The 25,074-nt window shown below is 56.1% G+C and carries 20 protein-coding genes; 7 read left to right on the forward strand and 13 right to left on the reverse strand.

Annotation, left to right across the window (positions count from 1 at the left end):
- The first annotated feature begins 70 nt into the window (after positions 1 to 70).
- Positions 71 to 1,360, forward strand: a complete 1,290-nt coding sequence (locus P8935_RS00105) for a hypothetical protein (RefSeq protein ID WP_348262975.1) — start codon at positions 71 to 73, stop codon at positions 1,358 to 1,360.
- Here the strand turns inward: P8935_RS00105 and P8935_RS00110 are convergent.
- The 9 genes from P8935_RS00110 to P8935_RS00150 form a co-directional block, all read right to left on the reverse strand.
- On the reverse strand, positions 1,347 to 1,736 hold the full coding sequence (locus P8935_RS00110; RefSeq protein WP_348262976.1) for a hypothetical protein: 390 nt from the start codon (positions 1,734 to 1,736) through the stop codon (positions 1,347 to 1,349). The genes P8935_RS00105 and P8935_RS00110 overlap by 14 nt on opposite strands.
- A gap of 236 nt (positions 1,737 to 1,972) precedes the next feature.
- Positions 1,973 to 2,944, reverse strand: coding sequence for a GDP-L-fucose synthase (locus tag P8935_RS00115; protein ID WP_348262977.1), 972 nt, complete (start codon positions 2,942 to 2,944; stop codon positions 1,973 to 1,975).
- Between the two features lie 18 nt (positions 2,945 to 2,962).
- Complete coding sequence (gmd, locus tag P8935_RS00120; RefSeq protein ID WP_348262978.1) at positions 2,963 to 4,054, reverse strand: GDP-mannose 4,6-dehydratase; 1,092 nt, start codon at positions 4,052 to 4,054, stop codon at positions 2,963 to 2,965.
- 73 nt (positions 4,055 to 4,127) lie between these two features.
- The gene (locus tag P8935_RS00125) at positions 4,128 to 5,066 is read right to left on the reverse strand and encodes a UDP-glucuronic acid decarboxylase family protein (protein WP_348262979.1); all 939 of its coding nucleotides are present in this window, start codon (positions 5,064 to 5,066) and stop codon (positions 4,128 to 4,130) included.
- A 141-nt stretch (positions 5,067 to 5,207) separates the two neighbouring features.
- Positions 5,208 to 6,656 (reverse strand): UDP-glucose/GDP-mannose dehydrogenase family protein, encoded by a 1,449-nt coding sequence (locus tag P8935_RS00130; protein ID WP_348262980.1) that lies wholly within the window; start codon positions 6,654 to 6,656, stop codon positions 5,208 to 5,210.
- A gap of 49 nt (positions 6,657 to 6,705) precedes the next feature.
- Positions 6,706 to 7,485, reverse strand: coding sequence for a WecB/TagA/CpsF family glycosyltransferase (locus tag P8935_RS00135; RefSeq protein WP_348262981.1), 780 nt, complete (start codon positions 7,483 to 7,485; stop codon positions 6,706 to 6,708).
- A 57-nt stretch (positions 7,486 to 7,542) separates the two neighbouring features.
- A complete protein-coding gene (locus tag P8935_RS00140; protein ID WP_348262982.1) occupies positions 7,543 to 8,532 on the reverse strand; it encodes an NAD-dependent epimerase/dehydratase family protein in 990 nt (329 codons plus the stop codon).
- Between the two features lie 127 nt (positions 8,533 to 8,659).
- Complete coding sequence (locus P8935_RS00145) at positions 8,660 to 9,250, reverse strand: TetR/AcrR family transcriptional regulator (protein ID WP_348262983.1); 591 nt, start codon at positions 9,248 to 9,250, stop codon at positions 8,660 to 8,662.
- Between the two features lie 329 nt (positions 9,251 to 9,579).
- Positions 9,580 to 10,122: a UpxY family transcription antiterminator gene (locus tag P8935_RS00150; RefSeq protein WP_348262984.1), complete on the reverse strand. Its 543-nt coding sequence runs from the start codon at positions 10,120 to 10,122 to the stop codon at positions 9,580 to 9,582.
- Between the two features lie 692 nt (positions 10,123 to 10,814).
- Here P8935_RS00150 and P8935_RS00155 point away from each other — a divergent pair.
- From P8935_RS00155 to P8935_RS00165, 3 genes are all read left to right on the forward strand, one after another.
- Entirely contained in the window at positions 10,815 to 11,537 is a 723-nt protein-coding gene (locus P8935_RS00155; protein ID WP_348262985.1) for a hypothetical protein, read from the forward strand.
- 240 nt (positions 11,538 to 11,777) lie between these two features.
- Entirely contained in the window at positions 11,778 to 12,863 is a 1,086-nt protein-coding gene (locus P8935_RS00160) for a glycosyltransferase family 2 protein (RefSeq protein ID WP_348262986.1), read from the forward strand.
- A 140-nt stretch (positions 12,864 to 13,003) separates the two neighbouring features.
- Complete coding sequence (locus tag P8935_RS00165; RefSeq protein WP_348262987.1) at positions 13,004 to 13,939, forward strand: class I SAM-dependent methyltransferase; 936 nt, start codon at positions 13,004 to 13,006, stop codon at positions 13,937 to 13,939.
- A 28-nt stretch (positions 13,940 to 13,967) separates the two neighbouring features.
- Here the strand turns inward: P8935_RS00165 and alaS are convergent, their stop codons facing one another.
- Positions 13,968 to 16,949 carry an alanine--tRNA ligase gene (gene alaS, locus P8935_RS00170; RefSeq protein ID WP_348262988.1) on the reverse strand — a complete coding sequence of 994 codons (2,982 nt, stop codon included), beginning with the start codon at positions 16,947 to 16,949 and terminating at the stop codon, positions 13,968 to 13,970.
- A 111-nt stretch (positions 16,950 to 17,060) separates the two neighbouring features.
- Between alaS and P8935_RS00175 the strand changes: the two genes are divergently transcribed.
- Positions 17,061 to 17,375, forward strand: a complete 315-nt coding sequence (locus tag P8935_RS00175) for an antibiotic biosynthesis monooxygenase (RefSeq protein WP_348262989.1) — start codon at positions 17,061 to 17,063, stop codon at positions 17,373 to 17,375.
- Positions 17,376 to 17,422: 47 nt separating this feature from the next.
- Complete coding sequence (locus P8935_RS00180) at positions 17,423 to 18,397, forward strand: hypothetical protein (RefSeq protein WP_348262990.1); 975 nt, start codon at positions 17,423 to 17,425, stop codon at positions 18,395 to 18,397.
- Between the two features lie 147 nt (positions 18,398 to 18,544).
- Here P8935_RS00180 and P8935_RS00185 read toward each other — a convergent pair whose 3' ends face one another.
- The 3 genes from P8935_RS00185 to P8935_RS00195 all read right to left on the reverse strand — a co-directional run bounded on the left by P8935_RS00185 (position 18,545) and on the right by P8935_RS00195 (position 23,804).
- The gene (locus P8935_RS00185) at positions 18,545 to 19,081 is read right to left on the reverse strand and encodes a regulatory protein RecX (protein WP_348262991.1); all 537 of its coding nucleotides are present in this window, start codon (positions 19,079 to 19,081) and stop codon (positions 18,545 to 18,547) included.
- Positions 19,082 to 19,210: 129 nt separating this feature from the next.
- Entirely contained in the window at positions 19,211 to 21,442 is a 2,232-nt protein-coding gene (locus P8935_RS00190) for a S9 family peptidase (protein ID WP_348262992.1), read from the reverse strand.
- Between the two features lie 346 nt (positions 21,443 to 21,788).
- Entirely contained in the window at positions 21,789 to 23,804 is a 2,016-nt protein-coding gene (locus tag P8935_RS00195; protein WP_348262993.1) for a histidine kinase dimerization/phospho-acceptor domain-containing protein, read from the reverse strand.
- Between the two features lie 360 nt (positions 23,805 to 24,164).
- Here P8935_RS00195 and P8935_RS00200 point away from each other — a divergent pair, with 360 nt between their 5' ends.
- Positions 24,165 to 25,067 carry a hypothetical protein gene (locus P8935_RS00200; RefSeq protein ID WP_348262994.1) on the forward strand — a complete coding sequence of 301 codons (903 nt, stop codon included), beginning with the start codon at positions 24,165 to 24,167 and terminating at the stop codon, positions 25,065 to 25,067.
- Positions 25,068 to 25,074 lie beyond the last annotated feature (7 nt).

Below are 25,074 nucleotides of genomic sequence, written 5' to 3' on the forward strand. Positions count from 1 at the left end.
GACAATAAAGATTCGATTTTCAACCGCCGGGAAAGAATGCCAAATATACTGAATGTCTTGGCAGAACATTATGGAACCTTTGCTCAATCTACAGGAATTCATGAAGACCGACCCCACCGCGGGGCCGACGCATAAGCCTGTAACGATCCAGGAGGTCGGACTGCGTCAGTCCGTTCTCGAGGACCTGGCGCTCAAACACCTTTACATTTCAGGACCTTTCTCGGTCTTGGACATGGCAAAGATGATGCGTATCAGCTTTGAAGTTGCGAGTGAGCTTCTGAAGAGACTTCGCACTGAGCAGCTTTGCCAGGTAACCGGTTTGAGCGGGCAAATTCCCAATCTGGCGATCACCTCGCAGGGCAGAACTCGCGCGCAGGAGCTGCTGTCGCAGAGCCAATACACAGGACCGGCACCGGTGACGCTTTCGAGCTATGTGAGCCAGGTAAAGCTGCAGAGCGTTTCTCACGCCGAAGTCCATCCAGCCGATGTCCAGCGTGCGTTTTCAAGCCTGGTTTTGGATGACAGGATTCTATGGCAGCTTGGAACGGCGCTGAATTCTGGAGCTGCGATCTTCTTGTACGGCCCGTCGGGCGTAGGTAAGACCACGATCGCCGAGTTGCTGTCAAAGGTGCTATCGGAAGATGCGGTATGGATTCCCTACGCGATTGAGGTCGACGGCCAGCTGATTACGATCTACGACCCGACACTGCATACGCGACTGGCGCATATGGAGCCGCCCAATCACGATGAGCGCTGGGTGCTGTGTCAGCGCCCCTCAGTTCTTGTGGGTGGCGAACTTACCATTGAAATGCTGGATCTGCAGTACAATCCGGGGTCAAAGTTCTACACGGGCCCCGTACAGATGAAGGCCAACAATGGTGTGCTGATTATCGATGATTTCGGACGCCAGAGAGTTCGGCCAGATGAACTGCTGAACCGGTGGGTGGTTCCGCTCGACCGCAAGATCGATTTCCTCACCCTGGCGGGCGGACGGAAGATCGAAATGCCGTTTGAGATGCTGGTCGTGTTTGCCTCGAATCTTGATCCCGCGCAACTGCTGGATGCGGCGTTTCTACGCAGAATTCAGACCAAGATTTTTATTGGCGAGGTCAGCGACGAGGAGTTCTGCGAGATCTTCCGGCGAGTTGCCGGCGATCGCAAGGTGGAGTGCGACGAGACCGTGGCGCACACACTGATCGACTTCGTGCATGGGACGTTGAAGCAAGAACTGCGCTCCTGTTATCCGCGCGACATCATCAACCAGATTTGCTGGGCGGCGAAGTACGAAGGCAAAGAACCGCAGATCAATCACCGCACCGTAATGCGGGCGATCGAGTCGTACTTCCTCACGAAGGACTAGTCAGCTTCTGACGCGTAAGGCGAGCAATCTCAGCGCGCATCTCTTCGTCTGAGGTTGCGTGCTTCACGGCCTGCTCTAACTCTCGAAGCTTCGCGCCCACGAGAAAGCGATACGGTATATCTCCACTCTCTGAAACGCGAGTGACAAAGGAAAAATCCGGGGCGTTGAACACGGAGATGTGGACCACCTCACCCTCCGCGATTGGTCCTTCAGAGAGATTGCCGACAGACCCCGGAGAGGAAGCATTGGCGCCTGAAGATGAGCCCGAGCCTGTGGCCATGGGAATGAGTGGAGGGCGCTGTTCCTGGGATACCAGGAAGAGCGGTTGCAATACGAGCAACCCCACGATAACCAGAAGTTGGTTTCTGAAAGCCATTGTCCTTCTTGTGGTCGGATGACCGATGTTACACAGACGCATTGGGTGATTGATTGAAAGCGTCAGTTTGGCCGGTTGACCGGCGTTTGCGAAATTCGGCTAGTAGTTGTGCTGTTGTCAGCACTTCACCTTCGAGCGAAGGGGCCGCGTTCCATGAAATGCCCAATTAGCCCAGATCTTGTTCGGTGTGGACGGTTTAAGGCTAGCACAAGCGCTCGGAGCGGATGTTCTGAATGTCAGGAAGCAACAAGTTCGAGTTGAGATTGCGCCGATGCGTAGGTACGACGAATTCCTTCCTCGAGACTGACCTTCGCCTTCCACCCGAGGGAGTGGATTCGACTTACGTCGAGGAGTTTCTGGGGGGTGCCGTCCTGGCGAGTAGTGTCGAAGACGAGTTCACAGTCAAATCCGAGAACGCGCGCTACCAGTTCCGCTAGTTCGCGTATGGTCAGATCTTCACCCGTACCTATATTGATCAGCGGTGCTTCATCCTGGCTGATCAGAGATTCGTAGGATGCTTCAGGCAAGTTCAGGAGATGAATGCAGGCCTCGGCAAGGTCGTCACTATAAAGGAATTCGCGGCGCGGCTTTCCCGTGCCCCACACGGCCAGCCTTGTTTCTCCGGCGCGCTTTGCTTCAACGACTTTACGCATCAAGGCCGGAAGCACATGGGATCCCTTGAGATCAAAGTTGTCGCCTGGGCCGTAGAGATTGGTTGGCATTGCAGCCAGATAACGAGTGCCGTATTGACGGTTATAGGACCAGCACATCTCGATGCCAGCTATCTTTGCCAGAGCATAGGCTCGATTAGTGGGCTCCAACGGCCCAGTCAGCAGGTACTCTTCCTTGATCGGCTGCGGAGCAAGCTTTGGATAGATGCAGCTTGACCCAAGAAACAGCAGCCGTTTCACGCCGCTCCGGTAGCTCGCATCAATGACGGAGTTCTGGATCTCGAGATTTTCACGGATGAAATCAGCAGGATAGGTGTCGTTAGCAAGAATACCGCCCACTTTGGCAGCAGCGAGAAAGACAAACTCAGGCTTTTCCTTCTGGCAGAAATCCAACACCGCCGCACGGTCGGTCAAATCGAGTTCTGCGTGCGTGCGCAGGACAAGACTCCGATAACCCTGCCGCTCGAGTGCGCGACAGATTGCAGAACCGACAAGTCCGCGGTGGCCTGCAACAAAAATCCGGCTGTTCTTTTCCATGTCAGAAGACCTGATTCCTTAATTCTCGTGGAAGTTGAAAACAGAGTAGCCATGTTTTCTGACCAGGGCATCTTTCTCTGCAATCTTGCGATCTTCCTCTACCATTTCTTTGACCAAGTCATTGAAAGTGACGGTGGCCTGCCAACCCAACTCGCGGCGCGCCTTACTGGCGTCGCCAAGCAATGTTTCTACTTCGGTGGGGCGGTAGTATCGCGGATCGACGGCCACGATTACATTTCCCTGCTTATCGATTCCCTTCTCTTCAACACCTGCACCTTCCCAGTGGATTTCCATGTCGAGGAATTTGGCTGACAGTTCCACAAACTCGCGCACGCTATGTTGTTCGCCGGTTGCGATTACGTAATCCTTGGGCTCACTCTGTTGCAACATACGCCACTGCATCTCTACGTAATCCCGGGCATGTCCCCAGTCGCGTAACGCATCCATATTTCCCAAATAGAGTTGATCTTGCAACCCGGTTTTGATTCTTGCCAATCCACGCGTGATTTTTCGAGTTACAAAGGTCTCACCACGTTGAGGTGATTCGTGATTGAAGAGAATTCCGTTGCAGGCATACATACCGTAGGCCTCCCGATAGTTGACCGTGATCCAGTAGGCATAGAGCTTGGCAACCGCGTAAGGAGAACGGGGATAAAACGGGGTGGTCTCTTTCTGCGGAATCTCCTGAACGAGACCATACAACTCGGAGGTCGAAGCCTGATAAAAGCGGGTAACCTTTTCAAGCCCGGCAATTCTGATGGCCTCAAGCAGACGCAGCGTGCCGAGCGCGTCAGAATTCGCCGTATACTCCGGCTCTTCAAATGAAACCTTGACGTGGCTCTGCGCAGCGAGATTGTAAATCTCATCAGGCTTCACTCTCTGCACGATCTGGATCAGACTGCTGGCATCTGTGAGATCGCCGTAGTGGAGCAGAAAATGACGGCCGTTCTGATGCGGGTCTTCATAAATATGGTCGATTCGAGAGGTATTGAAGGAAGAGGCGCGACGCTTGATTCCATGCACCTCGTATCCCTTCGACAGTAATAACTGCGCCAGATAGGCACCGTCCTGTCCAGTCACACCCGTAATCAGCGCTCTTTTCAAAATCATTGCTCCCTTGCCGTTGGCCGCTTTAATGCTACGTCCTGCTGGCAGGCTTTTGAACTCGTAATTCTTGAATCACCTAAACCGTAGCTGCGACGCATGCTTTGAAATATTCCAGACTCAGCTTGAGTCCGGTTTGCAGATCGATTTTGGGATCCCACTGCAACAGACGCTTAGCTTTGCTGATGTCTGGCTTGCGCTGCGTTGGATCATCCTGTGGTAGCGGCTGATGAATGATCTTGCTTTTTGATCCGGTGACCTTGAGCACGGCTTTGGCGCATTCAAGAATCGTCCACTCAGTGGGATTTCCGATGTTGACGGGCGAATGCTCGTCGCTTTTGGACAGCCTGACTATCCCATCGATCTCATCTGACACATAACAAAAGCTACGCGTCTGACTTCCGTCACCGTAGATAGTTATGTCGTCGCCCTTCAGCGCCTGGGCGAGGAAATTGGAGATCACCCGGCCATCGCTCATTTGGAGGCGCGGGCCATACGTATTGAAGATTCGCACCAGCCGAGTATCAACCTTTTCATACCGGTGATAAGCGGTAACGAGGGCCTCGGAAAATCGCTTGGACTCATCGTAGACCGAGCGCGGCCCGATGGGATTTACGTGCCCCCAATATTCTTCAGTCTGTGGATGCTGCTCTGGATCGCCGTAGCACTCCGACGTTGACGCGTGCAAAAATTTGGCGCCATACTTCTTGGCGATATCCAATAGATTCTTGGTTCCCGCCGAGCCCACCATCAAAGTCTCGATTCCGAGCCGCATGTAGTCTGCCGGGCTGGCGGGGGAGGCAAAGCTAAACACGTAATCCACGCGCTTGGGATCAAAGGGCACGCAGATATCCTGCTCAAGGAATCTGAATTTTGGTTCAGCTTTTAAATGTTTGAGATTTTCGACCGAGCCGGTGCAAAGATTGTCGACACCTAAAACGTCATGACCTTCGGCAAGGATGGCGTCCGTTAAGTGAGAGCCTAAAAACCCGGCGGCGCCGGCAATCAAGACTTGCATAGTACAGATATCCTCTTTCTGAAATCTGTTGTCTCCGGACAATTGCGGCCGAGCGAAATTCCTGTCGGCTGACTGCGCAATGAGCGAGACCTTTCTAGTTCAGAAGCGTTCAGCGAGCCAGAGGTTGCAAGCAACCGCATGCTACGCCTTGGCACCATCTCTGCGACGCGGAAGGAAAAAGGCTGAGACCGGATCAAGCGGCTGCGTAAGACCAGGCCTTCCGACACTGAGATATGTAAAGCCCGCGTTGGTCATGGTGGTGGGATCGTATAGATTTCTACCGTCGATGACGATCGGATAGCGGAGAGTGTAGTGGAGCTTGGCTAGATCAAGCTCGGCAAATTCTTGCCAATCGTTCAGGATCAGAAGGGCGTCGGCGTCTTGTGCCGCGGCATACGGGTCGTCGACATAGCGCATCGTCGGTCCTTCGGGAATAACTTCTTTGCAGCGACCAGCGGCGGCCGGGTCATGCGCGCAGATAACGCATCCCTCACTCAAAAGCTTCTTTACGATATCGAGGGCTGGAGATTCGCGAACATCATCGGTGCCACCTTTGAAAGCGAGTCCAAGCACGCCGATTTTCTTGGCGCGGAAGGTCCATAAGGCGGAGCGAATTTTCTGAAAGAAGCGCTGCTTCTGCTCTTCGTTAATCTTTTCAACTTCGTGCAGAAGCCCAAAGTCAACGCCAACCTGCTCTGCGACGTGACGGAAGGCTGCAACGTCCTTCGGAAAACATGATCCGCCGTAACCCACTCCGGCGCGCAGGAACTTGGGGCCGATACGAGTATCCATGCCAATGCCGCGCGCCACTTCTTCCACGTCAGCGCCGGCGGCCTCACAAATATTCGCAACCACATTAATAAAGGAAATCTTGGTTGCGAGCAGAGCGTTCGATGCATGCTTGATGATCTCAGCCGCCTTCGTAGAGGTGTGGAGGATGGGCGGGGGATCAACATTCGTGCGCGGGCCAGGAACAGAGCCCACTACGTTGTAGTAGCTTCCACTCGTCAATGGCAGATAGATCTTCTTCAACAAATCGGCAGCGGTCTCAGTGGCCGCTCCGATCACGATTCTGTCTGCGTGCAGGAAATCGACAACCGCAGTGCCTTCGCGCAGGAATTCCGGGTTCGAGGTGACGTCGAACAAATCCTTCGGAACGCCGTTGCGTTCAATCACACGGCGGATCCACTCGTTGGTATAAACAGGGACAGTGCTTTTCTCGACGATGACCTTGTAGGAGTCCATGGAGCGCGCGATCTCGCTCGCAACGGCATCCACATACGAAAGATCGGCACTACCAGTCTGGCTTTGCGGGGTGCCCACAGCGATGAAGATGGCCTGCGCCGACTGCGTTGCCGCTCGCAGATCCGAAGTGAATTCCAGTGTTTTGCCACGATGCCGCGACAGCAACTCCGGAAGGTGTTCTTCATGAATCGGCACACCACCGTCATGCAACATGCGAACCTTGGATTCGTCATTGTCCACGCAAACTACACGATGTCCGATCTCCGCAAAACACGCCGCGGCGACCAATCCCACGTAACCCGAACCTACGACGGCTATGGTTACTGATTCGTTTTTTTCAACCATCTCACCAATTTCTCCCGTTAAATCTATCTTTTGAGTCTTTCGACCGAGACTACTCGGCCTGGGCCAGAGGCTGCTCGCTGTCGTGCTCCGCCGGCGACTGTCCTCGATAACGCCAAAGGATAGCAATCAGCTTTGAGGCAGACAGATAGCGCGGAATAAAGCGCCGTGGGGACGACAGACAGCGCAGCAACCAACCAAGATAAAGCCGGTCGGCCCAATCTGGAATGCGCACCTGATCGCCACTCAAAAATGCAATTGCCGCTCCGATGCAATGGATGGCAGGCAGGTAATTAAGGTTCCGTTTGAGATAGAGCCCGAGTCGCTCCTGCGTTCCACCGCCAACCGTGATGACGACATGCTTCGGTTGTAAAGTCTGCAGCTTGTGAATGAGTTCTGTGTCTTCGATTTTACTTCCGTACAGAGGCGCCAGATAAACGCATTCATCCGGCACCTCAATTCCCTGAGAATTGAGCCATGCAATGTTCTTGTCTGCACTTGCCCGGCCTGCCATCACCCAGACTGTATTTCCCGGTGAACGCACGGCGTCCTTCAACAACAGTTCGCGGAGATATTTCAATCCCGATAAGCGGGAGATTGAATCTCCTTCGAGGAAATTCCAAACAAGAACCATAAACGCGGAGTCAGCGATTGCGACATCCGCATTAACCAGGGCTTCACGATAATCCTCGTTCCAGGCAACATCTTTCAAAGCAGGTGCCGCCGGCACAACCAACAGTCCGCCGTTTGCAAGACGTCGTATCGCGCCCTCCACATCTCCGATGTAGAAGTTCACGCCAAGGATCTGCCGCTCGTTTGGGGTTCCGCTCATTTGCAATATCTCCGGTGATGAGTTGCCGAGTGCGTGAGTCGCCCGCAGTCCCAGTCTTCAGGCATGGGCAACGGTGAGCATTTCTTTCTCAATCCACTGGTAGGTTTGTTCAAGCCCGTTTCTGAGCCGAATCGAGGGCTCCCAACGCAGGTATTCCAGGATCTTGGTGTTGTCGCTATTGCGTCCGTTGACGCCTTTCGGCGCATTGAGGTTGTAGCGGCGCTTCAGCTTCACGCCGGCGATATCTTCGACGATGTCGACGAGCTGATTGATGGTGACAAGTTCGTTCGATCCGAGATTCAACGGCTCGCGTATATCACTTTCCGTGATGGCCTGCGTGCCCCGGGTGCAATCGTCAATGAACATGAAGCTGCGCGTCTGATTGCCATCACCCCAGATCTCGATCTCGTGCCGGCCCGACAGCTTGGCTTCGAGAACCTTACGGCAAATCGCAGCTGGTGCTTTTTCGCGTCCGCCTGTCCAGGTTCCGAAAGGGCCATAAACGTTGTGATATCGCGCAACCCTGCATTGCATTCCGAAGTCTTCTTCGAAATGCCGACACATGCGCTCACTGAAAAGCTTCTCCCAGCCGTAGCCATCTTCCGGAAGCGCCGGATAGGCGTCCGACTCTTTCAAGGGGATAACATGCGCGTCTTTCTGTTTCTCACCGTTGTAAACGCAGGCCGAAGAGGAGTAGAAAAAGCGCTCAGTACCTGCATCACGAGCCGCGAGAAGCATGTGCGTATTGGTCAGCACGCTCAACATGCAAAGGGCCTTATTGTTTTCAATGAAGCCCATTCCGCCCATGTCGGCCGCGAGTTGGAAAACTACTTCCGCACCTTTAGCGGCCGCATAACAGTTATCCTTGTCCTTGAGATCAGCAACAACGTTTTCCACGTCGGAAGAGACTTGATACCACTCGTCCATCGGCTTTATATCGACAGCACGAATGACATTGACTCCATTGGCAAGGAGGCTCTTCACGAGATGGCCACCGATGAATCCTCCTCCACCGCAAACGACAGCCGCTTTACCCTTGAGTTTCATCAACCCTAATACTCCTTTTCAAGTATCTAAAGGCGAGGCCTATCTCTTGAATCGGTAGATAGCCAAAACTTTCAAATCGCCAACTATACAAATCCGCCCAACGCATGTTGCAGCTGCCTTCCAGCAATCACGCCAGACAAAATTCCGAATATGTTTCAAAAAGCGAATTTAGATTCTCAGCGTCGCCCAGAAATACACGACGCAGCGGACCCCGACTGAGCACGATCGCAATAAGAGTGAGGACCAGAGTCTTGGCATTGGAACAGCGCAACTCGCCTCGCTGAATCCATGGATCCAGATACCGTGCGACGACCTCGACAAGTTCCCCGAGATGCCTGCGCATGAGGGGATCGAGATCGTCGCCTAATTCCAGGGCGCTGTACTGCAGCAAGCGGAGCAATTGTGGCTGCTGCTGCAATGTGGTCGCGATCAATTCAAATGTGCAGGTGAGGGCCGTGCGGCCATTTTGCGCCTCGGCCAGGCGCGTCAGCAATTCACCGCGCAGCTGAACACGCTGCAACTCCGCGCCGAGAACAGCAAGATAAAGGTCGCGTTTGCGGGGATAATGGCGATAAATCGTGACTTCATTCACCTCAGCGGCCGACGCAATTTCTCGCGTGCTGACTCCGTTGTAGCCAAACTGCGCGAACAACGAAGCTGCGGTGGTCAGGATGCGTTCTTCGGTGCTGCCCCTTGCGGAGCCAGATGATCCAGTCATAAATTCTTTTGCCGCCTGTCTTAAGCTGGGAGGTCTCAAATCGCTTGCTTCAGTCCTGAAAAATTCTTCCTGGATGAAGCGACAACAGTGATTTCCATTACCGTGGGAAAGCAGGACAGACAACTGGGTTAAAAGAACTGCAAAACCCTAGATGCCGCAGATATACATTGAACCGCTCTGGGTCGCAGCGGTTATCGATTATGGATAATTCCGCCATTCAACACTGCAGCTCGCTAGGTCTCATCCGAGAACGGCGTACAACATCAAGCCATCACTTCGAACTGACCCGTACTATTCGCAGATCAACTCTGCCGATCAAAGGGGAAGAACTACACTTCCTGCAGGGAAAGACGATGACCGGTTTCCGCTAAGCCGCACTCACCGGGCAGTGGCTCCACATCATCCTCATTCAGCTCTACTGCGACGCTCTGCATGATTTGCTCGAGAGTGAGCACAATCCTGAACCCGCTCTTCTTGCGCGCCACGATGCCGATCATTCCAGCAAAGGCGCCAGAGCGAATGCGCGCCAATTCTCCTACGCGAAGTAGGGGATGAGGTTCGATGCGATGCTGCTGCAATCCGGTGCGCAATGCTTCGATCGCAGCATCGGAAAGCGGGGCAGGAGCTCCACCCGTCCCTCCAACCACGGTTAAGGCACCGGGAACGCTAAGGACACTTACTCGCTCGGAACGATTGATTCGAACAAAGATGTAGCCCGGGAAGAGGGGCAATTCCAGCGTAACCTTGGAACCATCGCGCCACTTTCGGTCGGCACGATAGAGAGGCAGATAATGCTCGATTTCGCGCTGAGCCAAATGCTGAGCAATTTTCTTCTCATGCCGGCAAGTGGTGTACACCGCAAACCACGACATCGCTCTGGTTACTTCGGTACTCGTGTCGGCTACTCGGATTTCAGAGTTCAAGTTCTGAAAATCAGATATTGGCAAGGCTTCGCCATCCTCACTTGGATGAAGGTTGTTTCACAATGCCTAAGAATTGATCCGAACAAAGTAAACCAGGAGGCCTATGTTATTGGGAGGATGAAAGCAAGCGCTTCCATCCATCTGTGACGTGCACGGGCACCGCTGTGGTTGCCAGTGACTCCAATATACCAGCAATTTTGCAATAATTACGTAAAAACTCTTGCGCACGACAGCGTCGAACCTGGCTGGTAAGCCATCCGGTTGCAAGCGCATACAAACATCGAGACGAGAGGCAACCTTCTCGCCTGAACAGGCAACAAACGGGGTTTCCTGTCAATTAAATTCCAACATGAATCTGATCTCCGTATTGTTACGTGCTTGTTACTTTCGATTTCACCTGCCACTCGAAATATTCACAAACCGCGGATTACTTTTCGCTTAGATTAGGGGTCTGAGTATGTACTCTTTCGTTAACACACGAATGACTTCAATTTGAAGTGCATATCGGGCTTGAGATGTTGAAATAGCTAGACTTAACCGTCACTCAAGGGTTTTCTTACATGATTTACAGGGCCTTTTTTTATAGCTTCTTCCCTCTCATTTTTCTAAACACCCTATCTGGGCAGTCATATCCGTCGTCCATGTTCGCTGTCCGGAACAGTAACACCGTCATTGGGCCAGTGGGACCAGCGAGTCCGGTCTCTTCCAACGCAAACGGGCCGTTTTCAAAGGGTGCTGTCGGCTTTGATGTTTCGCCTCTTGGAGTGGGGCTGGAACTGACGACGAATTTAGGTCGTCATCTGAACTTGCGCACTTCGGGCAGCATGTTTTCGCACCCAATCAACTTCACGACGAACGGCTTTCGCGCCGATGCACAACTCAGACTTGCTTCGGCGGGTACGTCACTGGACATCTATCCTTTTGGTTCTGCGTTCCGGGTTAGTCCTGGGATCTTGTTTTATAACCAGAATCGCTTAACGGCAGTCTCGATGATCGCGGGCGGCTCGAGTTTTACTCTCGACGGGGATACTTTCTACTCAGCCAATGCAAACCAGGCCACAGGCGCAACGCCGTTAAGCGGCAGAGCGCTGTTGAGTCTGCACACGACACGTCCGGCCTTTAGTATCACCGGGGGCTGGGGCAATCCCCTGACGCATCGGGGACACTGGTCGTTTCCGGTTGAAGCGGGAGTCGCGTTCGTGGGTTCTCCGGCGCTTCATGTGAAGTTGGCAGGATGGGCCTGCCACGACCAGGCACAGACGCAGTGCGCTGACATCGCGAATCCCGATAATCCGATTGCATTGCAGGTGCAGAGCGACCTGAATGCAGAGGTGAGCAAGTGGACGAAGACCTCGATCCACTGAAGACTTATCCAATCGTGAAGGCGGGCGTGGCGTACAGCTTCCACACCGGTCGGCGCTAGCAAGGTTGCAAGCGGCAAGAGCAACGACGGCAGCATGGATCGGTTTGTGTGCGGAAAATGGTTGACTCCGTTGCGCAGTCATGGATTGCATAACTGGAGCACGCGCAGAGTTGTGCGGACAGCTTCTTGTAAACTGAGGCAAACCCGACCGCCGATTGGCGATTGGAAGCGAGGTCGAAGTTTGTCGTCAGGGAAATTTGCCCTTACCTACACCGTGAAGAACGAGGCGAGGCTGCTTCCGTCGGCGATTGAATACCATGTCGCAGCCGGGTGCTCGCGGATTTATCTCTTCTGGGATGGCACGACTGACGGTTCTCAGGAGTTGGTTTCGCAGTACCCCTGCGTGGTGGCACGCGACTCTATCCGCGTCGAGGAAACCGGAGACGCTCCCGAGTGGATCAAGAACATCCTGGTTTGCTGGGACACGGACATGGATGTGCGGAAGCGCATCAACACCTGGTACGCGGCAAAGAGTGCAGCGGCGGAAGGGCTGGAATGGCTGGGCGGCATTGATCCCGATGAGTTGGTGCTGATGTCACGCGATGAGGAGATCGACGCAGATCACATTGCAAAACATCTGGCCAAGGTTCCGGAGACGATTGACCAGGTATTGCTGCCGAATCTCGAATCTGTTCCTGTTTCTGCCGCGTCGGAGAATCCTTTTGCCGATTGCGTGTATTTTCTTAACCGATTTCCGAAGACCGAAGCGATCTGGCGCTACTCGCGCGCACTGCTGTTGAGGGTTACGCGGTCATCCGCGTTGGTGGCCTGGTACGACTACCTCTTCTATCAAGTCCGATTTCTTGGGGCACTTCCCAGGCTTATGCGCGAGCCGCGCAGCGGCAGCCGAATTCCGGCGGGATATTTTCTTGGCTATAGCAATCACAAATCATTTATTCGCCTGAAAACTTTCGAGAACTTTGATTTCGTGACCCATCGCTGGCGGGCGTTTCTGCGAGCGCCGCGCAGCATGGACCTGGGCAACATTCTGCACTTCGACATGCTGGACGCGAATTATTTTGCCGCGAAGTTTCGGCAGCGGCAGCGGGGGATCATTCTGAAGGTCTTCTATCTCCGCTATCGGCTGGCGCATGTGGCACGCAATTTGAGCGACGACGAAATCGCGGAGTTTTTTGAGCGGTATATCGCGATTTCCGATCCAGCTCGCATCGCACGGCTGAAGCGAAGGGGGATTCTGGTTGAGATTCATGCCGCGTCGAATTTTATGCTGCGGAAGCGAGAAGAGCGGAGTTACGCGAACCGGTGATGAGAGTTGGCATTTTCAATTGAAGATTCCGGACATCTTAAGGGTTCTCAGAGTGCTTAATGAAGGTCTGTACAATTTGAAGGACTCTCCGAGAGAAGAGGCTTTTCCGCTCTGGTAAATTGCGGGCCATCCATTTGCCTATGTCATCGAACCTCATCAGGTCGCTCAAGAACAGCAGCAAGATGCTGCTGCGATCGGTATTTGAAGCGGGCCAGCGAATCGGCGTGGACATCCTTCCGCGGCATTTTTATTCAGAGATTCCAGACATTCACGCTTTGAAAATTTCTTCGGAGTGGAAGAAGCCGCGCAGTTTTGTCGGGATTCCGGGCGACGTCGAGAAGCAGATCGCCTGGGTGGATCAAAGTACGGCGAGCTATCGGTCGAGTTTAAAGAGATTTGAAATTCATGCCGACGCGGTGCGGACGAACGGGAGCAACGAAGGATACGGAGAGGTGGAGGCAGATTTCCTTTACTGCTTTGTGCGCGCACATCGACCCGCAAAGATCGTGCAGATTGGTTCCGGCGTTTCCACGGCGGTTTGTCTGCGTGCCGCGAAAGATGAAGGGTACAGCCCGCGAATAATCTGCATCGAACCGTATCCAACGGAGTTCCTCAAGCGCGAAAGTGCAGCGGGCAGAATCGAGCTGGTGCCGAAAAAGGTAGAGGATGTGGGTGCGGAGTGCGCCAGCTGGGTAAGTGCGGGCGACCTGTTCTTCGTTGACTCAAGTCATACGCTTGCGCCTGCGGGTGAAGTGAATCTGATTGTCTTCGAGATGCTGCCAAGGTTGGCGCCGGGGACTTTTATTCATTTCCACGACATTTATTTTCCTTACGACTACAATCCCGACACGCTTTCGACGGCGCTGTTCTTTCAGCATGAGACGGCGCTGTTCTACGCGTTCCTGCTGATGAATGAGCAATTCGAGATTCTGGGATCGCTTGCGCTGCTGCACCATCAGCGCTTGAGTGACATGATGCGCTGCTTCCCTGATATGAAGCCGATGAAGTTCGACCAGGGACTGACCGTGGAGATGGGTCAGTTCCCCAGTTCGATTTTTCTTCGTCGCGTGCGGTGATCCCGACACACGAGTTTTGCACTCGCGTTTAGCCGAGAAGGTCGGAGACGGCATTGGGAGCGGCTTGGAGAGCAGCGTCGATCTGCGACTGATCTTTGCCGCCGGCTTCGGCGATGTCGGGCTTGCCGCCGCCGGAACCGCCTACGAATTTTGCAACCGCGCCGACTAGTTTACCGGCCTGAATGCGCTTGATCAGGCCCGGCGTGACTCCGGCAATGATGGCGACTTTGCCTTCGGGCTGAGCAGAGGCGAGCACCACTACACCCTCGCCAAGCTTCTGCTTGAGGTTGTCGACGAGCGTACGCAGTTGTCCGCGTTCGAGAGAATCGGCGCGGTGGGTGAGGACTTTTACGCCCTTCACGTCCGTTGCGCGGCTCACTGCGTCGTCGAGACCGCCAGCTGCAGACTTCATGCGGGCTTCTTCCAGCTCGCGGCGCAGGCGCTTCAGTTCGTCCTCCTGGGAAGCGAATTTGGCGCGGAGGCCTTCCGTCAGGTTGTCAACTGAAGGAACGTACTGCCCGGCGAGTTTCGCTACTTCAAAGTCGCGGCGGAAGGTCGAGAGCGAGACTAGTCCGCTGATGGCTTCGACGCGGCGAACGCCGGAGGAGACGGCGCTTTCACCGGTCAGCTTGAGCAGGCCGATTTCGCCGGTGGCGGCGGTGTGGGTGCCGCCGCAGAGTTCAGTTGAGAAGCCGTCGGACAACTTCACGACGCGGACTTTATCGCCGTACTTCTCACCGAAGAGAGCCATGGCGTGGTACTCGTTGACGGCCACATCGATGGGCACGTCGACGAGTGTCTCGACCTTGGCGTTGGCGAGGACTTCGCGGTTGACGATGTCTTCGATCTCCTGGAGTTCTTCGTCGGCGACCTGGGCGAAGTGAGAGAAGTCAAAGCGGAGACGGTCAGCGTGCACGGCGGAGCCGGCCTGCTTGACGTGGGTGCCGAGAACCTGGCGCAAAGCGGCGTGAAGCAGGTGGGTGCCGGTGTGGTTGCGCTTGATGTTGTCGCGACGTGCGCCATCGACGACGGTGTTGACGTGATCGCCTACAGCGATGTCTTGCTTGAGGATGGCCTTATGGGCACGCACTCCCTGGACCGGGAGAACACAACCGGTGATTTCGGCGATGGTAGTGTTGCCGTCGGTGGAGGTGAACCAGCCGGTGTCGCCGACCTGGCCGCCTGAGTCGCCGTAGAAGCTGGTGTGGTCGAGGACGACTTCGACCTGGTCGCCGGCCTTGGCGGAGGGCACGCCGGCGCCGTCTTTCACGATGGCGAGGACTTCGGCGTCATTGGCGTTGAGCTGCTTGTAGCCCAGAAAGTCGGTCTTGGCTAGGTCGCGGAAGACGGGGCTGGCGGATTTCTGGCTGCCGCCTTTCCAGCTGGCGCGGGCGCGGGCTTGTTCTTCGGCCTTGGCGCTCTCAAACCCTTCAACATCGAATATCACATCTCTATCTCGGGCTGCATCCATCATAAAATCGAGCGGTAGACCGAATGTCTCATAGACATGAAAAGCTTCGCGTCCAGAAACTTCCGCTTTCTTGGCATCAAGGCTTTTGAATTGCTCCGCCAGTGCCTTTGCCACGCCGGGCGGTAGGCCCTCTCTAACCAATGGCTCAAACTGGGTGAATTTCAGATGGGTCATCTCCTGACCAGTGGCGTCCTTTATCTGCTCGGTCATCTTCGCCGCGATTTCAGGAGGGAGGATCGCTTGAGCACCAAAGAATAGGTCGAACTGTGCTTGAATCTTATCGACCATCCTGCGGGTTAAAACTCTATCCCACTCGCGAGCGCCGATGGCGATTACCCTCGCGAATTGTTTCTCTTCGGCTTCGATGACCTTGGCCACCCGCGAAGCAGAATCGATCAGCTCGGGATAGGCGCCCTGCATGAGATCGCGGACAGCGAAGACCATTTGATTGAGGAATGGCTTTTCCTGGCCGAGGAGGCGGCCATGACGGATACCGCGACGGAGGATCTTGCGGAGGACGTAGCCGCGACCTTCATTCGATGGCAATACGCCATCGTTGATTAGAAAAGCGGCGGCACGAGCATGATCCGAAATGATTCGAAGACTCGCGTTTTGTACCAATGCGTCCTCTTGAATCTCCGCCATGTCGCGAACCGGAAGACCGCCAGATGTTGCTAACGGGTTGTGGTAGAAGTTCGTGAGTTCTGCTGCCTTCTTAATGAGCGGGACAAACAGATCTGTCTCAAAGTTTGTGACTTTCCCTTGCAGCACAGCGGCTACGCGCTCGAGGCCCATGCCGGTGTCGATGGAGGGCTTTGGGAGGGGCGTCAGCTTGTAGCTGCTGGTCTTGCCTAGCGCGTCGGCCACGGCGGAGCGGTCGAACTGCATGAAGACGAGGTTCCAGATTTCTACATAGCGGGCTTCGTCTTTGCCGAAGGGGAGATCGACGCCGGGGGTTTCCGCGGCTTCGATGCCCATGTCGTAGAAGATTTCGGAGCAGGGCCCGCAGGGGCCGGTTTCGCCCATCTGCCAGAAGTTGTCCTTGAGGCCGTACTGGAAGATACGCTCTTTGGGGACGCCAGTTTCCATCCAGAATTTCTCAGCTTCGTCGTCGCGCGGAACGCCGTCAGCGCCTTCGAAGATAGTGACGTAGAGGCGTTCTTTGGGGATGCCCATCCACTGTTCACTGGTGACGAGTTCCCAGGCGTAGGCGATGGCGTCGCGCTTGAAGTAATCGCCGAAGCTGAAGTTGCCCAGCATCTCGAAGAAGGTGTGATGACGGCGGGTAAAGCCGACGTTCTCAAGGTCGTTGTGCTTGCCGCCGGCGCGGACGCATTTCTGGCTCGTGGTGGCGCGTGAATATTCGCGCTTTTCGGCGCCCAGGAAGAGGTCCTTAAACTGGTTCATCCCCGCGTTGGTGAAGAGCAGCGTGGGATCGTTGGCAGGCACCAGCGACGAAGAGTGCACACGGCGGTGCCCCTTGGTCTCAAAGAAGCGCAGAAACAGCTCGCGAATTTCGTTTCCCGTGCGGAATTGCATGTCTCCTTTAGTGTAACGGGAACATCCCTGCGCAGAAATGTGCAGGGTGCACATGTTAGACAATTTGACGGCCTTGTTCAGAAAGTATGCATCCTAGGGACTAAACGTACTTTGGAGGGTAGTCATAAATTCGCACTGCTTGCGCTGCTCGAAGCCAAGCCCGGAAAAGAGAAGGAAGTTGAGGAGTTTCTGAAGTCGGCGCAACCGCTGGCGGTGCGGGAGACGGGCACCAGCACCTGGTATGCGGTGAAGCTGGCGCCGAACAAATTCGGCATCTTCGACACCTTCAGGCAGGAAGAGGGCCGTGACGCGCACCTAAACGGCGAGATTGCCAAGGCGCTGATGGCCAAGGCAGGCGAGCTGCTGGCCAAGCCTCCGCAGATTGAGAAGCTGGAGATTCTGGCTGCGAAGGCGCCGGGCGCTTAGTTTCCGGCGTGTGCGGCCATGTCGTTTGATCTGGCGTCCAACTGAATATGAATGTTGACATGCTTGGCCGGTTGTTGCGGCGTGTTGCATGGAACGTCGGCCTGGCCGCTGTGGTGGGAATTGCTACCCTGGCGGCTGCGCAGCCCGGGCATAATCTCACCATCGTTGCGTCGCGCGAACTGAGGATTGGCGGCGGGACGGTGCAGGCGGATTTCGCCGAAGGGCTGATGGATCTTTCGCAGGACGCGATCTTCGCGCACGTGCAGGCTGCGGCTTCTGCAATCAACACATACTACGGTCGATTTCCGGTTTCGCGTGCGCGGGTTCTCATCGCGCCGGTAGCGGATCGTGGCGGCATTGTGCAGGGGACGACGTGGGGCGACATGGCGGGATGGCCCGGGATGACGCGCTTCCGCATCGGACAGCATGCCACAGCGGATGATCTTAAAGATGACTGGATGATGACGCATGAGCTCGATCACATGGCGTTCCCTTCCCTGCCGGATGATCAGCATTGGATGGAGGAAGGCTTGGCGACTTACGTTGAGCCGATTGCACGGGTCCAGAGCGGAGAGCTCAAGCCGCAGGAGATATGGCGCGACATGGTGCGAGACATGCACAAGGGCGAACCAGCCGAGGGCGATCAGGGGCTCGATCACACACACTCGTGGGGAAGGACATATTGGGGCGGTGCGATGTTCTGCCTGGTTGCGGATGTGGAGATTCGTCGGCAGACGGGCAACCAGAGGGGTCTGCAGGATGCGCTGCGAGCGATTGTCGCGGCCGGTGGAACGATCGATCATGAGTGGCCGCTGGACAAGGCTCTGGCGATTGGCGACAAGGCTACGGGAACGCATGTGCTGAGCGAGCAGTATGCCAAGTGGAAAGATTCAGCTGTGACGGTGGATCTGGATAAGCTTTGGACGGAGCTTGGGATTCAGCGGAACGGCGATGCGATTGAGTTTGTTGCGACGGCGCCGCTGGCGAATGTGCGGGAGGCGATTGCGCGTCCTTCTCGATAAGGAAAGGGCTTCAGGGTCGAGCGAGATCCCATGTCTCAGAAGCGAGACATGGGGCACCCAGAATGGTGCGATTTGATGCATTGTGAAAAGCAGATCCTTCGCAGCGCTCAGGATGACACGCGCTGTTGTTGTTTGCAGGATTGGGTTTTATTCCGTCGGTGTGTCTTCTTCGAGGTTGTCCAGGGCGGAGAGGGATTCGTCGGGGACGTTCCACTGGCGGAGAATCTTGTAGATGACGCTCGTGGAGAAACCGGCGGCTATCAGGCGGCGCATCACGCGGGCCGTTTCTTTTTCATTCGTCGGTTTACGGATGCGTTTGCGTTCAAGGTGCTGGCGGGCGAGGGTTTCTTCGTCGGTATCGGCGTAGCGGGCTCCGACGGCTTCGGTGACGATCTGCTTTGAGACGCCTTTCTGCGTCAGGGACTGGCTGACACGGCGCTGGCCAAGCTTTTCATTCTGCTGGCGAAGGCGGGCGTAGATTTCGGCGTAGGCGGCGTCGTCGAGGTAGCCGTTTTCCTTGAGGCGTGCGATGGTTGTGGCAATGATGGCATCGCCGCGATCGCCGGGCTCGACGCGCATGCGCATGAGGCGGCGGAGTTCCACCTCGGTGCGCATGTGGCGGCCGAGAGCCTTGATGGCGTAGTCGTACAGGCCGGATTCATTGAGGTGCGGCTTGGGCTTCACGAGATGGGATCAGTGTAGTTCAGATGAAGTGAAGCCGGGCGAATCGTGGTTTCCCACTCATGACGCAAAATGCGCGTCATGAATGGGGCCCCAGATTTGTTGACGATCGGGCTCTTTTGTTCCCTATTCCTATTTGCCCGCTTCTTTCGTCCATTGGTCGACCCAGTCATTTACGGTTTTGTACCAGAGCTGGGAGTTTTGGGGCTTGAGGACCCAGTGGCCTTCGTCGGGGAAGTAGAGCATTTTGCTGGGGACGTGAAGGAGTTGAAGGGTGTCGAAGAGCTGGTAGCCTTCGCTGACGTCGAGGCGGTAATCGAGCTGGCCGTGGACTACTAGCGTTGGTGTCTTGAAGTTCTTGGCGGAGAGCGAGGGGGACCACTTGCGGAAGGGATTCTCGCTGTCCGGTTTGCCGTAGTAGTCCCAGGGATTGCCTTTGAATTCCCACTGGTTGAACCAGTCTTCTTCAGTTGTGCCGAAGGCGGATTCAGCGTTGTACATTCCATCGTGAGAGACGATGCATTTGAAGCGGTTGGTGTGGCCGAGAACCCAGTTGGCCATGTAGCCGCCGTAGCTGGCGCCGAGCGCGCACTCGCGGGTTTTATCGATGAAGGGGTAGTGCTGCTCGGCGTAGGTGAGGCCGATCATGAGGTCGGTGAAAGGCTTGCCGCCCCAGTCGCCGTTGACGCGATCGACGAAGGCCTGGCCGTAGCCCGTTGACCCGCCGGGATTGATCATGATGACGACATAGCCGTTGGCGGCGAAGAGTTCTGCGTTCCAGCGGTAGGACCAGGAGTCGCCCCATGCGCCTTGCGGGCCGCCGTGGATGAGGAACTTGACGGGGTATTTCTTGTTGGGGTCGAAGGCGGGGGGCTTGATGAGGAAGCCCTGAACCTTGGTGCCGTCGGCGGCCGGGAACCAGAAGGATTCGAGCGGGGCTTGATCGAGTTGGGCGAGGAGAGCGTCGTTGAGATGGGTAACTCTCCTCGATAGAGCGTCCATAGAATCGTCCACATCGACTGGCTGACCTTTGGGTTTGGAACTCGTGCCTCCCGGCCAAAGGACCACGGCTTCACTTGGTGAATCTGCCTTCATCCTTGTTGCGATGATTTGTTCGGGGACGCCGAATGTCGGCATCTCGAATTTGTGGGGTACGGGAATTATTCCGCTGAACTCCGCCCCGTCGGCGTACAGCTCTGGCCCGGTCACTCCGAGGTTTATTGCTGCCCCAGTTCCATCGACATTTACAAAGTAAAGATCTACCTCTCCGCGATTACCGCTTGTGAAGTAGATGTTGGGCGACCTTGGGCTCCATGCGAACTCATCCACCCAGTTGTCGAACTTGGGCAGCAGATCTCTCGCTGTCTTGGTGGCGCGGTCGTAGAGCAGGAGGCGGAATCTGTCGCTTTCGTAGCCGGGGCGGAGTTGGCTGCGCCAGGCCAGGTATTTGCCGTCGGGGGAGTAGGCGGGGCTCATATCGCCGCCGGGACTCGTGCTCACTTTCACCGGCTTGGCGTTGGGGTTGGTGAGGTCTACGGTGAAGATGTCGGAGTTTGTACTGACGGCTTCGTCGGGGACATCCTTGAATGTGATCGCCAGTTCCTTTGAATCGGGCGAGAAGGCGCAGCCGCAGCCCAGCGGGTCGGTCGGATAGTCGGTGGGAACGTCGTGAGGGTTGTTCGGCACGAGGTCGCGCACGGCGCCGCTGGCCACGTCAATGAGAAACAGGTGCGTGCGCTTGTCGTCGGTAAAACGGTTCCAGTGGCGATACATCAGATGGGTGAAGATCTGGGCTTTGACTTTGCTGTCGCGAAGAGCTGTGTCGCGATCCATGTTGCAGCGATCGCCAGTGGCGAAGTCGTTGTCGACGATAGCGGGGCAGTCGGGGTAGACCTCGGCTGTGTAGGCGATGGACTGCGAGTCGGGCGCCCATCTGGCGTTATCGACGCCGTCCCAGTTGGCGGATGCATGACGGACGTTGGAGGCGGCGCCAGTGGCGGCGTCGAAGTCGGCGGTGTAGACCTGCTGCGAGGCGAGTTCGCGGCTGGAGAGGAAGAGGATGTGTTTGTTGTCGGGGGCGAATTGGAGGCCATCGTCGCCAGGCTGCCCGACGGCTAGCTTGATGGGGTCTCCACCTTTTTCCGACGATTGGGCGATTGGCTGTAGCCACAGCTCCGTTGTCTTCGTGTTCTTTTCCAGATCGACGGTGGAGACGCTGTAGCCTAGCCATTTGCCATCAGGGGAGACGGCTGTTGAGCCGAGACGCTTGATGTGCATCATGTCTTCGAAGGTCATGGGGCGCTTGGCTGGCTGGGCTTCGGCAAACGTGGTCGCAAGGAGGAGGGCGATGATGGCTTTATGCATGGCTTTTCTCGATTTGAGCTTCGCAGTCCCAGGTCTCAAAAGCGAGACCTGGGGCACCCAGTTTTCTGGGGGTCCCAACGTGCGTCGGTGCGAAGGAGAAGTGTACAACTGCGAGGTGGTTGTTAGCAGTTAGCTAAGGCGTTCGTAGTGGCGGGATTGGTGACGTGATCTCCCACCCTTGCTCCGCAAGGATGGGGCACCCAGGATCATGCGGATCGATGCGGTTTTAGAAGCAGATCCTTCATTCCGCTTACCCCACGAACGATTTTCGTTCGCGGGGCCCCAGCCGCTCCGTTCAGGATGACACGACGTTGCTTGGGGCGGAGTGCTTTGAGTGGTGGCTGGCTTAGGCGGCTTGGAGTTCTAACAGGATGCCGGCGCCTCTGGGTTCGAAGTTCAGGGCGGAGGCTTTGCCGTTGTTTTCGCGGAGGATGCTGGCGCACATGCTCAGGCCAAGGCTGGAGGATTCGTCGCCGGCGGGTTCGGGGATGAAGGGATCGAAGGCGCGGGCGGGGACGGGGAATCTGGAGCCGGAGTGGGCTACGAGGATCTGTACCTGATTGTTTTCGGCGACGGCTTCAAGACGGACGGTCTTTTCGTTGGTGGTGTCGAGCCGCTCGACTGCGTCCATGGCGAACTGGAGGCAGTAGAGGACGGCCTGTCGAACCTGCTGGGCGTTGCCGAGAACGCGGGGCAGGGCGGGCGAGATATGGACGCGGAAGTCGATAGAGCGCTGGACGAATTCGGAGCGGTGAAGCTGTTCGAGGTCGTTGAGAAGTTCCGTGACGGAGATAGCAGCTACCTGATCGCCCTGAGGGCGCGACATGCGGGCGAGGCTCTCAAGGGTGAGACGCATGTGGCGTGCCTCATTGAGGATGGCCTCGATGGCCTTGTGGGCCTGAGGATTGAGGTCTTCGGTCTCGTCGAGCAGCGATGCGTAGCCAAGGATCACGGTGAGCGGGTTGTTGAGCTGGCGGGTGACGTTGCCGGCGAGCTGACCGAGGCCAACGAACTTTTCAGATTCGACAAGCTTCTCGAGCATCATCGTCTGGCCGCGCACGGATTGCAGGCGGGAGGCGAGGACTTCGAGGGGGAGAAGATCGACGGCGCTGACAGGCTTCGACGGGTCCTCGATTCCGGTAAGGAAGAGTGCTCCTTCGGTTGAAGTTCTGCCACGCAAGGGAATGGCATGCACGGTGGTGAGCTTGAGGCGGGTGAGATCGTCGCCAGGAACGAGAAACGGGGTGAGATCGAGGTTGATGGCGAGGCTGTGTTCGACGGCTGCTTGAGAGCCCGAGTCGAGGAAGCCGGAGACGGGGATGCGGGTAGCGAGGGCGTCGAGGGCGTTAATGGTGGCATCGTCAAACCCGGCGGCGCCGGCGAGGCGGTAGTGACCGGTGTTCTGCAGGAGAACGAGAGCGGCCTGGTGGAAGCGGCTATTGGAGACGATGGCCTGGCACACGGTAGCGGCCTGGCGGTCGAAGTCTTCGACACGGCGCCGGGCAAGATTGAGGCGCGCGTAGGCTTCCATCTCCTCACGGGCATGGCGCTCGCGAAGCTGGCCGGTCTGGTTGATGGCAAGCTGGTCTTCGAGGGCCAGAAGGATCATGCCGATGGCGGCGACGACCTTGGACATGGCGATGGCGCGGATGACCCAGATTCCAGGCTCGCCTTGATGCATGAATGGAAGAGTTTGACCTATGTTGAGGGACCAGCCCAAAAAGCCGAGGCTGGCGAGGATGGTTCCGGGAGAGACGCGCCGGAAGACGTAGAAGACCAGCATCGCAGTGACGAAGTGGGTAGCGCACTCAACGAAGGTAAGAGGCCAAGCGCCTCCAACGCGAACGCAGATCCACAGACCGGCGGCGCCGAGAACGATGCATAGAGCGAGCGGGATGCCGCGAGGAATGCCGCGAAACGAGATCGCCCAGGCACATCCTGCAAAGAGCGAGAGCGCGCCGAGGGCCGGGAAGATGAGGAACGGCAAACCGCCGGGGGTGCCACCGCCATACAGTCCATAGATAAGGAAGGCGTAGGCTACGAGGGGGATCGCGAAGGGGATGGCGTAGAGTATGCGGATTTTGCCAACGCGGAAACCGAGGGGAGCGAGCGAGGCGAGGAACAGGGCGGAGCTAATGAGAATGGAGGTTTGGCCAACGGCCGCGATCCAGGGATGAGTTTCAGTGTTGGAGTAATTCCATGCACCCAGGTTGTAGAACTGAAGCATGCGGATGGCGGCAAAGAAGAAGCCGAGGAACCAGAGGAGGGTCCAGGCATCGCGAAAACGCAGATAGAGCTGGAAGAAGGCGGGCAGCAACAGCACCGTGAGAACAAGAGCCGGAAGGTGGTAGCTGTCGGGCATGGAAATGCAAGTATCTCCGTCGACGTTTTACCGCAAATCCAAAGTTGGACCAAAGGATGCGGCGTCAGAGTTAGAGAATTCCCCGGGGCTGCTCGGAATCAATAATGAGTGAGCTTAAACCATTGATGCCGCGAGGTAAATGGAGAGTTGAGGCACGAACCTCAGAAGACTCTCCGAAGATTAAGTAGACCTTAAGGCTGCCGGGCCACAGCGACAGCTCCGCCAATCGAGGATTTTGCGGCCACCCGGTCTGGTTGTATATACGTCTAATGTTGTAGCAGGCATGGTTTGAGCGGATTCTGTCGAATCGATGGGCGAGTCAGGATAGATGCCAGAGGAATTCAGAGGAGAAGTGCGACGGTGAGGAATCGATGGTGGTTGGCGCTGGCCACGATTGGGGTGTTGGCGCTTACAGCGGGTGCGCAGAAGGACAGTTTTACGCCGATGCCGCTTGATGCGGGGTTTGGAAAGCTCGATTTGTCAGACCCTGCGACTCCGGCGGAAGAGATCATCAAGAAATTCGCGGCCAAGGAGAGTGAATTTCAGGAAGCACTGAATCACTACACCTACCGGCGAGTCGCGCGCGTACAGACGATCGACGATGACACCAACAAAGTGGACGGAGAGTGGTACCAGGTGGACGATGTCACGTTCGATCCGACAGGGCAGCGCATGGAGAAGACGGTATATGCGCCGGAGAGCTCGTTGCAGCGCGTGATGATGTCTCCATCGGATTTGCAGGACATTCAGAAGGGCTATCCGTTTGTGCTGACGACGGAGGAGATTGCGCAGTACAACACGAAGTACGTGGGGCGGCAAAAGGTCGATGATGTCGATTGCTACGTTTTCGACGTAGGGCCGAAGCAGATTCTAAAGAACAAGCGCTACTTCCTGGGACGCATCTGGGTGGACGCCACGGATCTGCAGATCGTGGTGACGAATGGACGGATGGTTCCGGACGACACCCGCAAGAACAGCGAGGATCTGCATCCGCCGTTTATGACGTGGCGGCAGCAGATTGATGGGCACTACTGGTTCCCGGTATATACAAAGGGCGAAGGTGTGCTGCACTTCCAGGGTGGCAGCTACACGATGTCAGAAGATGTGCACATGCGCGACACTATTAAGTACACCGACTACAAGCGGTTCGGATCAACGATCAAGCTGATCTACGACGGGCAGGACATTACGCAGAACGGCCAGCAGCAGGGGCAGCCCGGACAGCAAGCGCCGCCTAAGCAACCGACCAAGCCGCAACCGTAGTGGGCAG

It is taken from the genome of Telmatobacter sp. DSM 110680, assembly GCF_039994875.1.
GTDB lineage: Bacteria > Acidobacteriota > Terriglobia > Terriglobales > Acidobacteriaceae > Telmatobacter.